Annotated in this window: 14 protein-coding genes and 1 tRNA gene; 5 read left to right on the top strand and 10 right to left on the bottom strand. The window is 42.3% G+C overall.

Annotated features, from left to right (window positions below):
* Positions 1–32: 32 nt before the first annotated feature.
* The 3 genes from ACQFX9_RS11815 to ACQFX9_RS11825 all read right to left on the bottom strand — a co-directional run bounded on the left by ACQFX9_RS11815 (position 33) and on the right by ACQFX9_RS11825 (position 3,065).
* Positions 33–890 (bottom strand): ABC transporter permease, encoded by an 858-nt coding sequence (locus tag ACQFX9_RS11815; RefSeq protein WP_427162182.1) that lies wholly within the window; start codon positions 888–890, stop codon positions 33–35.
* Complete coding sequence (locus tag ACQFX9_RS11820) at positions 887–1,660, bottom strand: ABC transporter ATP-binding protein (RefSeq protein WP_427162183.1); 774 nt, start codon at positions 1,658–1,660, stop codon at positions 887–889. Before ACQFX9_RS11820 ends, ACQFX9_RS11815 begins: the two co-directional genes overlap by 4 nt.
* A gap of 319 nt (positions 1,661–1,979) precedes the next feature.
* Positions 1,980–3,065, bottom strand: a complete 1,086-nt coding sequence (locus ACQFX9_RS11825; RefSeq protein WP_427162184.1) for an ABC transporter substrate-binding protein — start codon at positions 3,063–3,065, stop codon at positions 1,980–1,982.
* A gap of 188 nt (positions 3,066–3,253) precedes the next feature.
* Here ACQFX9_RS11825 and ACQFX9_RS11830 point away from each other — a divergent pair, with 188 nt between their 5' ends.
* The gene (locus ACQFX9_RS11830) at positions 3,254–5,263 is read left to right on the top strand and encodes a protein kinase domain-containing protein (RefSeq protein ID WP_427162185.1); all 2,010 of its coding nucleotides are present in this window, start codon (positions 3,254–3,256) and stop codon (positions 5,261–5,263) included.
* Here the strand turns inward: ACQFX9_RS11830 and ACQFX9_RS11835 are convergent.
* The 5 genes from ACQFX9_RS11835 to ACQFX9_RS11855 form a co-directional block, all read right to left on the bottom strand.
* Complete coding sequence (locus tag ACQFX9_RS11835) at positions 5,260–6,327, bottom strand: ABC transporter substrate-binding protein (protein ID WP_427162186.1); 1,068 nt, start codon at positions 6,325–6,327, stop codon at positions 5,260–5,262. The genes ACQFX9_RS11830 and ACQFX9_RS11835 overlap by 4 nt on opposite strands.
* A 65-nt stretch (positions 6,328–6,392) precedes the next feature.
* Positions 6,393–6,863, bottom strand: coding sequence for a tetratricopeptide repeat protein (locus ACQFX9_RS11840; RefSeq protein WP_103140308.1), 471 nt, complete (start codon positions 6,861–6,863; stop codon positions 6,393–6,395).
* A gap of 470 nt (positions 6,864–7,333) precedes the next feature.
* Positions 7,334–8,260, bottom strand: coding sequence for an ABC transporter permease (locus tag ACQFX9_RS11845; RefSeq protein WP_427162187.1), 927 nt, complete (start codon positions 8,258–8,260; stop codon positions 7,334–7,336).
* Between the two features lie 83 nt (positions 8,261–8,343).
* Positions 8,344–9,387 carry an ABC transporter permease gene (locus ACQFX9_RS11850; protein ID WP_427162188.1) on the bottom strand — a complete coding sequence of 348 codons (1,044 nt, stop codon included), beginning with the start codon at positions 9,385–9,387 and terminating at the stop codon, positions 8,344–8,346.
* A gap of 125 nt (positions 9,388–9,512) precedes the next feature.
* Positions 9,513–10,451 (bottom strand): serine hydrolase, encoded by a 939-nt coding sequence (locus tag ACQFX9_RS11855; RefSeq protein WP_427162189.1) that lies wholly within the window; start codon positions 10,449–10,451, stop codon positions 9,513–9,515.
* Between the two features lie 6 nt (positions 10,452–10,457).
* Between ACQFX9_RS11855 and ACQFX9_RS11860 the strand changes: the two genes are divergently transcribed.
* From ACQFX9_RS11860 to ACQFX9_RS11870, 3 genes are all read left to right on the top strand, one after another.
* Positions 10,458–11,168, top strand: a complete 711-nt coding sequence (locus ACQFX9_RS11860; protein WP_427162190.1) for a C40 family peptidase — start codon at positions 10,458–10,460, stop codon at positions 11,166–11,168.
* A 66-nt stretch (positions 11,169–11,234) separates the two neighbouring features.
* Positions 11,235–12,248 (top strand): glycosyltransferase family 2 protein, encoded by a 1,014-nt coding sequence (locus tag ACQFX9_RS11865; protein WP_427162191.1) that lies wholly within the window; start codon positions 11,235–11,237, stop codon positions 12,246–12,248.
* A gap of 167 nt (positions 12,249–12,415) precedes the next feature.
* Positions 12,416–13,651: an MFS transporter gene (locus ACQFX9_RS11870; protein ID WP_427162192.1), complete on the top strand. Its 1,236-nt coding sequence runs from the start codon at positions 12,416–12,418 to the stop codon at positions 13,649–13,651.
* 165 nt (positions 13,652–13,816) lie between these two features.
* On the opposite strand, the gene ACQFX9_RS11875 is transcribed toward ACQFX9_RS11870, so the two are convergent.
* Positions 13,817–13,890 (bottom strand) — tRNA-Arg (locus ACQFX9_RS11875).
* A gap of 37 nt (positions 13,891–13,927) precedes the next feature.
* Between ACQFX9_RS11875 and moaC the strand changes: the two genes are divergently transcribed.
* Complete coding sequence (gene moaC, locus ACQFX9_RS11880; protein ID WP_427162193.1) at positions 13,928–14,428, top strand: cyclic pyranopterin monophosphate synthase MoaC; 501 nt, start codon at positions 13,928–13,930, stop codon at positions 14,426–14,428.
* A gap of 61 nt (positions 14,429–14,489) precedes the next feature.
* On the opposite strand, the gene ACQFX9_RS11885 is transcribed toward moaC, so the two are convergent.
* Positions 14,490–14,996, bottom strand: coding sequence for a chlorite dismutase family protein (locus ACQFX9_RS11885; RefSeq protein ID WP_427162194.1), 507 nt, complete (start codon positions 14,994–14,996; stop codon positions 14,490–14,492).
* Positions 14,997–15,131: the final 135 nt, after the last annotated feature.

The raw sequence follows: 15,131 nt of genomic DNA on the forward strand, positions 1-15,131 counted from the left end.
AAGTACGCAAAGACTCCGCGTTCCTTTGCGTTTCAATCACGGTTAATACTGCTGTCATGCCACCTACTTAATATAAAGTCAGATAAGGCACTCAAAGCAGCGAAAATTAAAATACCTAAGCCTGTAGTAAGTAGTAAGGCAGCAAACATTCGAGGTATTTGCAAATTGTAGCTAGAAATTAAAATCCGGTAGGCGATACCAGACTTTGCACCACCAGTTCCAGCCACAAATTCCGCCACAACCGCCCCAATTAACGCTAAACCACCGCTAATTTTTAACCCACCGAGAAAATAAGGCATAGCACTGGGTAAGCGCAGATAAATCAGAGTTTGCCATAGTGAGGCGTTGTAAAGTTGAAAGAGATTGAGTAAATTGGGGTCTACACTTTTTAAACCCAGAGTTGTGTTAGAAACTATCGGGAAAAAGGCGACTATCCAAGCACAAACAACAAGGGCAGCAAATGTATTATTTTTAAACCACAGAATAATTAAGGGAGCGATCGCTACAATCGGTGTTGTCTGTAAAATGACAGCATAGGGAAATAAACTGCGTTCAATCCATTTACTTTGGGTAAATAAAATCGCCGTTAATAACCCAGAAATCGCCGCCGCCATAAACGCAGTTACCGTAATTTGCAGCGTAATTAATAATGAGGGAAATAGTTCACCCCAATCAGTAATTAAAGTTTGGAAAACTAAAAAAGGACTAGGTAAAATATAAGGCGGTAATTGTGTCACCCGCACCAATAAATCCCATAAAATTAGCGCGAAAACACCGACTAATATGGGGGCAAAAATCTCCGCCAGGTTAGATTTAGAATATTTCTGTCTTGACCCAGAAGCACGAAAAAATAACATATTTTGAATAATTAGCCTGTATTGGCGGTTCAAAATCCTACCATATCACTAAATCTCATTGCTGCTGCTAAATGCTCTGATACTGTACGACAATATTCGTTATACACCGATGAAGTGCGAAAATCTTCACCACGCGGAAAGGGGACATCAATATCTATATCTGCTACTATCCTTCCTGGACTTGTCCCCATGACTAATACTCGATTTGATAAATATACCGCTTCATAAATATTATGGGTGACAAATACCACTGTCCAGCGATGTTGTAACCACAAATCAACTAAATCACTGTTGAGTTTACTTCTGGTGATTTCATCTAAAGCCCCAAAAGGTTCATCCATTAATAAAATATTCGGCTGAGTTACCAACGCCCTCGCAATGGAAACACGCATTTTCATTCCCCCTGATAACTCACGGGGATAATTATGGGCAAATTTCTCTAACCCCACTACCTTTAAAGCTTGGGCTACCAACCCTTGGGAATACTGGCTGGACATTCCCCCCAATTTTAATGGTAGTTGGACATTATCCTTCACCGTTGCCCAAGGCATGAGGGCTGCATCTTGAAACACAAATGCTAGTTTGCGTTGTGCTGCGTCTATTCCCCAGTCAATAGTTCCAGAACTGACGCTTCCTAACCCAGCTATCAACCGTAACACCGTACTTTTACCACAGCCAGAAGCCCCTACTAAACTGACAAATTGCGCTTCTGGAACCACTAAATTCAGGTCTTTGAGGGCGACTGTACCATTACGATAGACCTTACTTACCTGATGAAGTTGAATGACAGGATAGTGTTTCATTAGGGAACACCAAAAAATAAATTATCCCAAATAAACAGCTTAGTAGGGTGCGTCAGTATGAATAATCTCTTGGTATAAGTAGAACGACTTGAAAAAACCAAACTATGTGAAGTAATGTAAAAAGATTGGAATCTAGTTCGTAGTAAGGGCTTCAGTCCTTATTAGAGGACTAAAGTCCTCTCTACGAGACGCTTGCGCGTAGCTTGCTTCCCCGGAGGGGTACACTACAAACCTTGAATTATTTACACCGTTCTACTTAGTTAGGTTTTCTCACACTGATGCACCCTACAGTTTGGATATTTTTTTATCTGGAAGTCCCTTAAGAATTGTAGTGGTCTACTCCCTTATTTACAAATTGTAAAGTAAACGCTTCTTGGTAGTTAATACTGTTATCAAACACCCCTGTTTTGACTAAATTGTCATAGAAAGATTGCCAGCGTTCTTGAGTCATAGCACCAATACCCAGTTGTTGAGCATCTCCGCCAGTGACAATGCCATTTTCTTTTAACTTCTCCAGGGTAAAGCTAATTTGCTCATCAGACATATTGGGATTATCTTTTTTAATCAGATTATTCCCTGGGACTGGATCTTGTAGATAGCTATACCAACCTTTGATAGAAGCATCAACAAACCTCTGCACTAAATCGGCATTCACCTCTACAAGTTTTTTAGTAGTTTCAATGGTGAAGCTATAGGCGTTGTAACCATAATCTGCTAAGAGCAGCACTGTAGGATCAAATCCCCCTTTTTTCTTAATCTCGAAAGGTTCGGCTGTCAGCAGACCTTGTTGAATAATATTTTTATCTTGTAAAAAGGGTTGCACATCAAAATTGTAAGGGCGTTTTTGGTCGTCGGTAAAACCATACTTGGCTTTTAAAAATGGCCAGTATGTAGCTTCCCCGCCAGAACCGACTAGAATTGGTTTCCCTTTGAGTTTTTCTAAGGAGTCGTTACCCGTACCAGGATGAGCAATTAATACTTGGGGGTCTTTTTGGAAAATCGAAGCGATGGTAATCATGGGAACACCGTCTTTCAATGCTCCCAGGGCATCGCCACTATGTCCCATAATCAAATCAACAGACCCACCCATCAATAATAATGTGTAATTACCTCTAGGCCCACCTGGTTTAATGGTGACATCCAAGCCATGATCCCGATAAATACCGGTAGCGACAGCTTGGTAAAAACCACCATACTCAGCCTCTGCTACCCAGTGTAGACTGAAGGTTACTTTGTCTAGTTGTCCGGTATTTCTCGGACGAACTGTGGAATTTACGGAAGTATTTTTGCCGCCATTTGTACAGGCCGCTAGGATGCCACTACCGGTGGCTATGGAACTATATTTAAGAAATTTACGGCGATTTATCTTAGATAGACCATGTAATAATTTATCAGCTTTACTCATCTTATGCCTCTCATGTTGGCAAAATTAAAGTATTTAAAGATACTCAATACTATTGAAAGATGATAGTATAAGATATTCATAAATTCCCAAGCTGAATCGCCATATTGGGCTAAGATGGTAGTTAATTTATAGGAAATATTATCATCTAATCATCTGGAAATAATATAAAAAATTCTTTTATAAAAACGATGATTCTCTGTATCAATCCCCAATGCCCAAATCCTCAAAATAATAACCATGCTTTATTTTGTCAAAGTTGTGGTTCAGAATTGTTGCTGGAAGGTCGCTATCAGGTAACTGGTTTTTTAGGTGGTGGCGGTTTTGGTAAGACTTATGAAGTGGTAGAACGCAATGGCGCAAAAAAGGTGCTGAAGATATTGTTAAATACTCACCCTAAAGCCATATCACTCTTTCAAAAAGAAGGACAAGTATTAAGCCAGTTAGATTGTCCAGGTATACCCAGAGGGGATAAATATTTCACCTTTTTACCAAACAATGCTCAAGAAAGTTTACATTGTCTGGTAATGGAGAAAATTGAAGGGCTAAATCTTGAGCAGTATATGTATCAACGCCAAAGTCGCCCTATCAATCAAGATTTAGCTTTAGAATGGTTGCAGCAGTTATTTAATATTCTGCATGAAGTCCACGGACAAAACTTTTTTCATCGGGATATTAAACCATCTAATATTATGCTAAGGGCAGATGGTCAGTTAGTATTAATTGACTTTGGTGCAGCGAGAGAAGTTACCCAAACCTATGTAATTAAACAAGCCGCAGGTCAAGTGACGGGGATTAATTCTCCAGGATTTACGCCGCCAGAACAACTCAATGGTCAAGCTGTCGTTACCTCGGATTTTTTTGCAATTGGGAGAACTTTTGTCTATTTACTCACAGGTAAATTTCCCAATGACCAAGATATTTATGACCCCAATAAAGATGAAATAAACTGGCGTAATTATGCCACGGATGTTTCCCCTGGTTTGGCAACTTTAATTGATGAATTAATGCGGCGATCGCCTGGTCAACGTCCACAAAATACAGGTGTGATTCTCCGCCGTCTGGCAGACATTGAACGGGAAATTAAACGACAAAGTAAACGCAATTCTGGACAAAATTTTTTCAAACCATCTATTATTTATAACAGGAATAGCGGCGGGTTGTGGAATGGGCGCAGTTTACCAAACTTACCACTGAAAACTATCAGCTTAATTGTTATCCTGGGATTAATTTTACCAGGAATTCTTTATTTTTGGCGAGAGGATTTATTATCTTTAGTAGGGGCGAATCCCGCCGAATCGTGGGCGAAAAAAATCGCTTTAGCTGAAACTCTAACCGGTCACTCGGAAGCCATTGCTTCAGTAGCTATCACCCCAGATGGACAAACTATTGCAAGCGGTAGCCATGATAAAACTATTAAATTATGGAATGCTCAAACAGGGACATTAATTCGCACCATCTATGGACACTCACTACCTGTTTTATCATTAGCAATTAGTGAAGACGGACAAGATTTAGCAAGTGGTAGTTTGGATGAAACTATTAAGCAGTGGAATTTGAGTAGTGGTCAACAAATTCGTAGTTTTAAATCAAATGGTTATGTAGCGTGGAATAATGCCATGAGCATTAGTCAAGACCAACAGATTCTCGCTACTGGTAGTACGGATAAAACTGTGCGGTTGTGGAATGTGAACAATGGTCAAAGAATCCGCACACTCTACGGACATACACTACCAGTATTATCAGTAGCTTTGAGTTCCGATGGACAAACTTTAGCTAGTGGTAGTACAGATAGAACTATTCGGTTATGGAATGTGACGACCGGTCAACAACTGCAAAACCTCACAGGACATACAAGTTGGGTGACATCTTTAGCAATTAGTCCTGATAACAAAGTCCTAGTTAGTGGGAGTCTGGATAAAACAATTAAGGTGTGGAAACTGAATAATGGGGAATTGGTACGTACCCTTACAGGACATTCCTACTCTGTATTATCCCTAGCCATCAGTCCCGATGCTCAGGTGTTAGCTAGTGGTGGTTTAGATGGAGAGATTCGCTTTTGGAATTTAGACACAGGGAAACTCATACACACCATTTCCGCCCATGATAAGCAAGTAGTCTCCCTGAGTTTTAGTAAAGACGGTAAAACCTTAGTCAGTGGTAGTGCAGATAATACCGTAAAAGTTTGGCGATCGCCCTAACTTTTTTGATAGTATTCCACACCTTTATTGATAAATTGTAAGGTGAAACCATCTTGATATTTGAGGGTCGGCTGATACAAACCTACACCCACCATACTCTCAAATAGCGATCGCCATTTTTCCTCAGTCATCGAACCAATACCCTGTTGTTGGGCTGTTCCTGAAATAATAACTCCGTATTCTTGCAGCTTTTGTAGACCGTAGGCAAGTTGTGCATCGGTCATTTCAGGATTATCTTTTTGAATTAGTTGATTTCCTGGTTGGGGATTTTTTAGATAGCTGTACCATCCCTTAATAGAAGCATCAACGAATCTCTGCACTAAATCCGGCTTGTTTTTGACTATTTCTTTTGTCGTTTCAATAGTCGTGGTGTAGTTGGGATAACCATAATCTGCAAGTAAAAATACTTGTGGTGTGAACCCGCCTTGTTTTTCAATCGCAAAGGGTTCAGAGGTAATATAACCTTGCTGTGCAGAAGTTTTATCTGTTAAGAAAGGCGCAGGGTTAAAGTTGTAGGGGCGTTTCTGGTCATCAGTAAAACCAAACTTAGCTTTTAATAATGGCCAGAAAGTAACATTTGCACCCGCAGAGATATAAATAGGTCTACCTTTGAGATCAGCTAAGGTGTTGACTCCTGTATTGGGATGTACAATAATACACTGCGGGTCTTTTTGAAAGATAGCGGCGACGCTAATTGTCGGTATTGCTTGGGCGACTGCATTAAAAGCGTCAATACCGTTACCCATAAAGAAATCTACCACACCACCCGTCAACAGTTGCGCGCCACTGGGTACTTGTGGCCCACCCATTTTAATAGTGACATCTAAGCCGTGTTGCTTGTAGATACCTGTGGCGATCGCTTGATAAAATCCCCCGTGTTCGGCTTGGGCTAACCAATTAGTACCGAAGGTGATTTTATCTAACCCAGAACTAGAGGTAGATGCTGGGTTTTGCTTGGTACAAGCAGAGATAACACTGCTACTAACAAAAATTGCACCATACTGAAGGAATCGACGGCGACTTAGATAGGGAATAGCGGCTGATGAGGGTGAAAACCAGTTCATACAAAGATAGAATGTCTCCTGAGTATTGCGGAGAAACACTACTTACGTGTTTTCCTCTAAGCTGTTTAGCTAAGTCTCAGTGTACATTCTAAAATTAGTTTTTGATTCACCAAAGAATAGGGTTGAATTTCCAAAGCGCGTTTAAAAGATTTGATAGCTTTGCTGTATTGTCCTAGTGCGGCGTAACACAAACCCATCCCATGTAACGCGCCAAAATGTACAGAGTTGATTTGAATCACCATCTGACAGTCAGCTAGGGACTTACGATAATCGCCGATACTGTAGTAGAGGAAAGCGCGACGATTCCAAGCCTCAGCAAAATCAGGCTGTTCTTTGATGAGTTCTGTGAGAGTTGCTTCTGCTTGCGTAATTTCCCCAGCATCTAGCAATTTTTGACTTTGATCGATTTTTTCCAAGCCGTAAACTCCCTTTTGCTGAAACCAAATCCGCCAGAGTTTCTTTGTTGCTTGATCCCGGACTAGAGCATCAGGATTTTTCAAATCTTCAAGTAGAGAGCTGATTGATAAAGAATCCATGAATTTGAGATTAGCGATATTCAGTAATTTTCTCCTTGTACTCAAGGTATCAACTTTCGTTTCAATTTGCTTCGTTGATTTTTAAATTCCTGGTAAAAATTATCTCAGTAATATTATTGATTCAGCAATTAATTACTTTTTATTGTATTAAGTAACACTACTAATCTGTACTTAAGTATATAAACTTATCCGCAATTATTGATGAACATACAAAAATTTTAAAAATGCCAACTAACTACCGAATTTCATGTAAAGACTTAGTAAATAATAGTTCACAAAAAAATTACAAATCACTTGGAGTGCTGAGTGCTGTTAGCGGTAGCGCGGCGTTTAGCCGGTGCTGAGTAATGAGTGATGAGTGCTGTTAGCGGTAGCGTGGCGTTTAGCCGATGCTGAGTAATGAGTAATGAGTAATGAGTGGTGAGTGATCAATTCTTGAATTTTGAATTTTGTAGGCGCAAGCCTTCCCGTCAGGGTATTTTGAATTTTGAATTGATTGGTTTGTCAGAAATACCTAAACTTTGGGGAGGTTTGGACTTACCGGCTAATCCGAGTAGGGCGAATAAGGCGATCGCATACGGTAACATAACTAAAAATTGATAGGGAATATTCACCCCCAAGGCTTGGATACGTAACTGCAAAGCTTCCGTTGCCCCAAATAATAAACAAGCCAAGGTAATACCAATAGGATGCCATCTCCCAAAAATTAAAGCAGCGATCGCAATAAATCCTTTACCCGCACTCATCCCTTCTGTAAAGAACCTAATCTGCACTAAAGCTAAATAAGCACCGCCCAAACTTGCAAGAGTACCACTCAGCATCACCGCTAAATACCGCACCTTCCTAACCGACACCCCGGCCGTAGCCGCCGCTTGGGGATACTCCCCCACAGCCCGTAAAGTCAGCCCAAAACTAGTGTGAAATAAAATATATAGACTGGCGACAACCAAAGCCAACAATAAATAGACGAAGATATCTTGCTGGAAAAATACCCCCAGTATAGGTAGATTAGCTAAACCAGGAATAATAATTGGCTCAATTCCTGGTAATCGCTGTGTACTAGCACCATGAAATACCAATCTTGCCAAAAAAGCAGTCAACCCAGCAGCCACCAAATTAATCGCCAATCCCGAAACCAACTGATTAACGTATAAACTCACACACAAAAAAGCGTGGAGTAATCCCACCAAAGCCCCAGCCATCAAAGCAGCCAAGACACCAAACCAAGGATTATTTGTATAAAACGTAATTGCCGCACCAGTAAAAGCCCCAGTCAAAAGCATCCCTTCTAAGGCAATATTAAGAACGCCCGAACGTTCAGAATACATTCCCCCAAGGGCAGCAAAAGCCAAAGGTACAGCTAAACGCAAGCTAGCAATTATGTAGTCATTAGTCATTAGTCATTAGTCATTAGTCATTAGTCATTAGTCATTAGTCATTAGTCATTAGTCATTAGTCATTAGTCATTAGTCATTAGTCATTACTCATTTTTCCCCCTGCCCCTCTGCCTCCTCTCACCCTCCACAGCCAGACTAATGGCAATAAATAATACAGTCAAACCCTGGATGGCGTAAACTACGGTGACGGGAACGCCTGCGCTGCGTTGCATGACGTTTGCGCCACTACGCAAGGCAGCGAAAAATAGGGAAGTCAAAATTACACCGCCGATACTACCACGACTTAAAAAAGCGATCGCAATGGCATCAAATCCATAACCAGGGGAAACTTGTTCAAATAAACGATACTTTGACCCCATCACTTCTGATGCACCCGCTAACCCAGCTAACCCTCCCGCTACAGCCATCACCAGCATAATTGTGCGTTCTACGGAAATGTGGGCGTAACGGGCGGCTGTGGGGTTAAATCCAACTGCGGTAATTTGGTATCCTAGAGGCGATCGCACTAAAACAATCCACAATATCCCTGCTACGATGACGGCTAAAACAATCCCGGCATGGGCTAAACTCTGGGGTAAGATAATCGGCAATTGGGCAGATTTGGCAATGAGTGGGGAATAAGGGCTAGGTGCAGCAGGTGCTTTTAAGGGGTTCTGTACTAAGTAACTCACCAAATTGATGGCGATGTAATTTAATAGCAGTGTCGTAATCACTTCATTCACTCCCCTAACTGCTTTGAGATAACCAGGAATTGCACCCCAAATTGCCCCAAAAAGAAATCCGGCGCACAAAGCTAGAGGAATATGAATCAATGCTGGAATTCCTTGTACATATAACCCTACTAAAGTGCTACCCAACGCACCCAAATAAATCTGCCCTTCCCCACCAATATTAAATTGACCAGCCTTAAGAGCAACTAACACCCCTAAACTAGTCAAGAGTAGGGGTGTCATTTTAGTGAGAGTATTACCAAATCCGAAATAGTTAAAACAGGACTCTTGTAATAAAGCTGTGTATGCCGTGATGGGATTTGCCCCAGCCAATAGTATGAGAATAGCACCGACTATCAAAGCAGAGGCGATCGCGATCAGGGGAGATAATATTGGTTTTAGGTATTTTGCATTCATTACCGCCCCTATCAGTTATCAGTTATCAAGTCTATGGTGTGGATTTATAGCACACCAACACTTGCACTATTCCCAATGCCCAATGCCCAATGCCCAATGCCCAATGCCCAATGCCCAATGCCCCATTAAAGATGACTAACCGCTTCAGCAATTAACTGAGAGACAAAGGGTAAAATAGCGCGGTTGGTGGCTTGTTCTTTGCCTTCAGTAAACACTACTAATAAATATGGGCGTTGGTCTAATAACTCAATATAGGCGGCATCATGGCGTACTTGACTTGTCCACCCGGCTTTTGACCAGATTTGACTATTAGGGGGAAGTCCACCACCCAAGAAACCTGTTACTTGGTCTTCCTCAACATCTTTGGGTAAATCATCAGGGTTAATGCTGCGTTTAAGTAAAGCCATCATATTTTGCGATCGCTCACTAGAAACCGCCACGCCTCCTACAATACTATGTAAAAGACGAGCGATCGCATTTGTGGTTAACATATTGCGATTTTCAAACATCTCCCCATAAAAAGCCCTTTCTCTGCCGTAAGGGCCATCACCCCAAGTTTTTTGACAAACATTAATACTTGCCATCTCCTCCCATCCCAAAGATTGGAAGTAGCGATTGACAAAATTACGTTGCTGTTTCCAAGTTTCAAAGGGGGCTGGGGATAACTCCGGGCCTGATGTCGTCCCTGTCAAAATATCGACAATCAAACTGGTAGCATCATTGCTAGAATCAACAATCATATCGCGCAAAGCCCGATCCAATTCCTTGGAGGGTTGAGTCATGCCTTTTTCTAGCCATTCGTTAGCTGCTACCAAATAAAACAGCTTAACCACACTCGCCGGATAAATCCGTTCTGCACCACGATAATTAAAACCACGTACAGGATGATGCCAAAAAGCATCAGGAGTTAACGCCCCACCAGTATTAACTGGCACAGGCGGATCATACACAATCCAAGTCAACGCTATTTGATTACGGGCTAAAGAGGGAAATTTAGACCAAGTAGCCTCTAAAACGCTATTACCCAGATTTTCTAGTTGTTCATCTTTGCTAAAAAAAACCATTGCAGAATGCTCTCTAATATAGAATCTCAAATCCTCAACTTGACCGCAAAAGAGTGCGAATGTCTAGCCGATTTAAACTTATATGATTCTCCCGAATGCACTCGCCTAGCAACTCAAGCAGCAGCAGGGCGACATTTACAGGTAACATCAAATCAGCAAGGTACAGCAATTGAGGTGTATTTATGTGAGGACGACTATCCAGGGTGGGTATCTTTTAGTGATGTTAGTTTATTACAACCTGCTACTGTACTTTATCAGGCTCAGTCACTTTCCGAAGCTGAAATTCAACAACTGCTACCAGAAGTGATTGCCTTTACCCATAAAGCCATGCAGCAGCCTAATTATTATCTCTGGGGTGGCACAGTGGGGCCAAATTATGATTGTTCAGGATTAATGCAATCTGCTTTTGCTTCCGTAGGAATTCGGTTGCCGAGAGATGCTTATCAACAAGAAGCTTTCACCCAACCTGTAACTATAGCCGAACTCATACCAGGAGACTTAGTATTTTTCGGCACACCCGCCAAAGCCACCCATGTCGGCTTGTATTTAGGTGATGGTCATTACATCCATAGTTCCGGCAAAGAACAAGGACGCAACGGTATAGGGATTGACATCCTCTCGGAACAGGGAGATGTGGTTAGTAAGTCATACTATCAGCAGTTGCGAGGAGCTGGCCGGGTTGTGAGAAGTTATGAGACTGGGGATGTTGACTGTTGACTGTTGACTAATGACTAATGACTAATGACTAATGACTAATGACTAATGACTAATGACTAATTGCTTATGAGGAGTGGGTTGATTCCAGATAGGTTAAGTGAGGATGATGGTTTAATTTCCGCCATTGTCCCCGATGTATCGGTGGTGGTACCGGTGCGGGATGAGGTGGAGAGTTTGCCTTTATTATTGGAGGCGATCGCATCTACTCTCACCGCTAGTCAGTTAAGCTATGAAATCATCTGTGTCGATGATGGTTCTAGTGATGGTTCGGCTGAGTTTCTCAAGGAACAGGCGCAAATCCGTCCTGATTTAAAGGCGGTGATTCTGCGGCGAAATTATGGACAAACGGCGGCGATGGCGGCGGGATTTAAATATGCTATCGGTAAAGCGATCGTCACTTTAGATGCTGATTTACAAAATGACCCCGCCGATATTCCCATGTTATTAGCCAAGTTAGAGGAAGGCTATGATTTAGTCAGTGGTTGGCGACAAAATCGCCAAGATGGGGCATTAAATCGCCTACTGCCTTCTAAAATTGCCAACTGGCTAATTCGTCGCACTACTAGCGTTTATATCCATGATTATGGCTGTTCTCTCAAAGCCTATCGTGCAGAACTAGTGGCAGATATGAATCTCTATGGTGAACTCCACCGCTTTCTACCTGCACTAGCTTACATCGAAGGGGCAAGAATTACAGAACTACCTGTGCGCCATCACGCCCGGCGTTTTGGTCAAAGCAAATATGGCATATCGCGGACTTTTCGCGTGTTAATGGATTTGCTCACCATTTTGTTTATGAAAAAGTTCCTCACCCGCCCCATGCACGTTTTTGGCCTGTTGGGACTAGTTTCGATGATTTTAGGAACAGGGTTAGGGATTTACTTAACAATTATCAAATTAGCTTTCGGTGAGATTATTGGTAATCGTCCCTTGTTGATTTTGGCTGTACTACTGTTAGTGACAGGAGTACAACTATTTTGCTTTGGACTGTTGGCAGAGTTAGTGATGCGGACTTACCACGAATCCCAAGGCAAACCTATATATCGTGTGCGGGAAGTGGTGGCAAAAAAAGTTAAGTAACGTAAAAATAATGGTGAAGAATTCAGAGGAAATCGGAAGTCGGAAGTTAATTACTCAGTAACTCTCCGATGCCCAATGCCCCATACCCAAACAAAGTTACTATCTTTGATACAACTGGGTATGACTCCTGAATTCTGCCATACACCTAGCACCGATTTGCATCTGCCTTGAAAGCTTTTCATACTTTTGACACAAATCTCAGGCGTAACCTGCTCATTTTATTTGCGGCAGGTTTATTATTCTGGTCTAGTACAGCCATGTTTCTGCCTATACTACCTGTTTACATGGAGAGTATCGGTAACAGCAAGCAAGAAATTGGTATTGTCATGGGTGGTTTTGCCATTGGCTTATTGCTGTTTCGCCCCATATTAGGGAAGTTGGCAGATCAATACAGTCGTAAGTTGGTGTTATTAATCGGCACAACAGTTGCTTTTTTAGCACCCTTTGGTTATTTGGCATTTACATCAATTCCCATGATGATGCTAGTGCGGATTTTTCACGGTATTAGCATTGCAGCTTTCACCACTGGTTACAGTGCATTAGTATCAGATTTATCACCTGTGTCTGTCCGTGGTGAAATTATTAGTTATATGAGTTTGACAGCCCCTATAGGTTTAGCAATGGGGCCGGCGATGGGGGAGTATTTAACTGCTAAATACGGTTACTCAACTTTCTTCTTATTTTCTTCCTCTTTAGCTTTTATAGGACTTTTAGGGGCAAGTAAAGTCATTAATCCACCCGCACAGATATATCAGCAAAATTCGAGTAAGAACGAAAAATTCTGGCAAATTTTACTAAGTCCAAGGGTGAGAGTACCAGCTTTAGTCATGTTGCTAGTTGGTATCTCTGTGGGTTCTGTACACGTATTTGTCTCGTTATTTATTAAATCAACTCAGGTAGATTTTAATGCTGGGTTGTTTTTTACAATTGCCTCGATCGCTAGTTTTAGTTTCCGAGTCTTCACAGGTAAAGCTAGCGATCGCTTCGGTAGAGGTCTATTTATTACCTTCGGGGTGGCTGCTTATGTGTTAGCTTGCGTGATTTTATCCCAAGCTAATAGCACCTTTGCCTTTATTTTGGCCGCTATAGCTGAGGGTTGCGGTGGTGGGACAGTCATGTCCATGATTACAACACTAATGGCGGATCGTTCCTTACCCCACGAACGCGGACGCATTTTCGCCCTGTGTATCGCCGGCTTTGACTTTGGAATTGCGATCGCTGCCCCCATACTGGGATTTGTAGCTGAAAAAGTCAGCTATCACAATATGTATGGCTACACTGCTGCCTTAACCTCACTAGGTTTAATCATCTTCCTCACTCTATCCAGCAAAAACCCCTTAGAATCTCTACGTTTCGCTTTAGGTCATGGTCAAGATGCCTATTCGTTGAATAATAGGGAATAGGGAATGGGGCATCGGGAATCGGGAATCGGGCATCGGGGACAAGGTGGACAAGGTAGAATTTTTTGCCCAATGCCCAATGCCCAATGCCCCATTGCCCATAAACCAAAAAGACAAAAGCCGATTATCAAAAACCAACTTTTGCCTTTTTACTTTTTCCTTCTTAAACGGGCGAGGAGGGATTCGAACCCCCGACACCGTGGTCCGTAGCCACGTGCTCTAGTCCACTGAGCTACACGCCCTTACAAGAAATATATAGTAACACTTCTTTTGAGAATAATGCAAGACACTTTTCCAAAAAATTCTGCAAACCTCACTCACCTTGATCATCAGGGACAAGCACAGATGGTAGATGTGTCCGCGAAAGCCTCTACCGTTAGGGAAGCTGTAGCTGCTGCCCAAGTGCGGATGCTGCCGGAAACCTTGGCGGCAATTCAAGCTGGTAACACTCCTAAAGGCGATGTTTTAGCCACGGCGCGGATAGCTGGAATTATGGCGGCTAAACAGACTTCTAATTTGATTCCCCTATGTCACCCCTTACCACTGCAAAAAGTCACCGTCGAAATTACAGCCGATTCTGAACTACCTGGTTATCAAATTCAGGCGACAGTCAAAACTAAAGCCGAAACCGGCGTAGAAATGGAAGCTTTAACGGCTGTTTCCGTAGCGGCGTTGACTTTATACGACATGGCAAAAGCTTTAGAAAAGTCGATGCAAATTGAAGCGATTCGCCTAATTACTAAAACAGGCGGTAAATCGGGAGATTATTTTGGGGGATAGGGCATACAAGAGGAATTGGTGCAGGGAGCAGGGGGAGAAAACTTTCCCCTTTTCTCCCTGCCTATATTTGCGATATATCATCTCGCTCTAGGCGAACTTCAACCTCACGCTCCACATACTCCCACTCCTTGCTGGCGCGCATCCGCAGCAGTAACTCGTCAAAAGCTTTGGTATGCTCCGGCGCGAATTCAAACCAGGTGAGAAAGTCAAAAGGTTCTCCGAGATCCCGGCAGTGAAGCAGCCGACGTGCGACTCCTGGAAGATATTCCAAACCAACAGCTGTATGATGAGATTCTTCTTCAAAAATTTCTCGCCGCTCATCCTGTGCCATTTCCCACCAATGGAGAGATTTTTTAATGGGAATCAGCACAGCAGAAACGGCTTCCGAACGATTTAGCGCAGGCTGCACCGCCCGAAGAGTAGAAACTTCATCACGCTTTGAGTAGCGAATATTACTGACGAAACTTTGCAGAACCCATGAACTATCTAATGGCAATTCTGCAACAATATCATTCACCACATTCACTCTTTCAACAAGGTCTAAACTTAGTCCAAAAACGCCTCGCACATCTGTTACTCGCCAGATGCCCTGCTTACCACCAACAAATGAGTATCTGTTGTTCATCGTACCTCTTAACCTTTTAGATTCCTTGTCCTTCTTCCGGGTAAAGAATTACTTGCTAAACTAAAACACCAAAATGAA

The organism is Aliinostoc sp. HNIBRCY26, from assembly GCF_050235535.1.
Lineage (GTDB): Bacteria > Cyanobacteriota > Cyanobacteriia > Cyanobacteriales > Nostocaceae > Trichormus.

What these genes read in the sequence shown, in the direction of transcription:
- ACQFX9_RS11820 (WP_427162183.1), bottom strand. Translation starts at nt 1,660, where the DNA reads ATGAAACACTATCCTGTCATTCAACTTCATCAGGTAAGTAAGGTCTAT.
- ACQFX9_RS11825 (WP_427162184.1), bottom strand. Translation starts at nt 3,065, where the DNA reads ATGAGTAAAGCTGATAAATTATTACATGGTCTATCTAAGATAAATCGC.
- ACQFX9_RS11830 (WP_427162185.1), top strand. Translation starts at nt 3,254, where the DNA reads ATGATTCTCTGTATCAATCCCCAATGCCCAAATCCTCAAAATAATAAC.
- ACQFX9_RS11835 (WP_427162186.1), bottom strand. Translation starts at nt 6,327, where the DNA reads ATGAACTGGTTTTCACCCTCATCAGCCGCTATTCCCTATCTAAGTCGC.
- ACQFX9_RS11840 (WP_103140308.1), bottom strand. Translation starts at nt 6,863, where the DNA reads ATGGATTCTTTATCAATCAGCTCTCTACTTGAAGATTTGAAAAATCCT.
- ACQFX9_RS11845 (WP_427162187.1), bottom strand. Translation starts at nt 8,260, where the DNA reads ATGACTAATGACTACATAATTGCTAGCTTGCGTTTAGCTGTACCTTTG.
- ACQFX9_RS11850 (WP_427162188.1), bottom strand. Translation starts at nt 9,387, where the DNA reads ATGAATGCAAAATACCTAAAACCAATATTATCTCCCCTGATCGCGATC.
- ACQFX9_RS11855 (WP_427162189.1), bottom strand. Translation starts at nt 10,451, where the DNA reads ATGGTTTTTTTTAGCAAAGATGAACAACTAGAAAATCTGGGTAATAGC.
- ACQFX9_RS11860 (WP_427162190.1), top strand. Translation starts at nt 10,458, where the DNA reads ATGCTCTCTAATATAGAATCTCAAATCCTCAACTTGACCGCAAAAGAG.
- ACQFX9_RS11865 (WP_427162191.1), top strand. Translation starts at nt 11,235, where the DNA reads ATGAGGAGTGGGTTGATTCCAGATAGGTTAAGTGAGGATGATGGTTTA.
- moaC (WP_427162193.1), top strand. Translation starts at nt 13,928, where the DNA reads ATGCAAGACACTTTTCCAAAAAATTCTGCAAACCTCACTCACCTTGAT.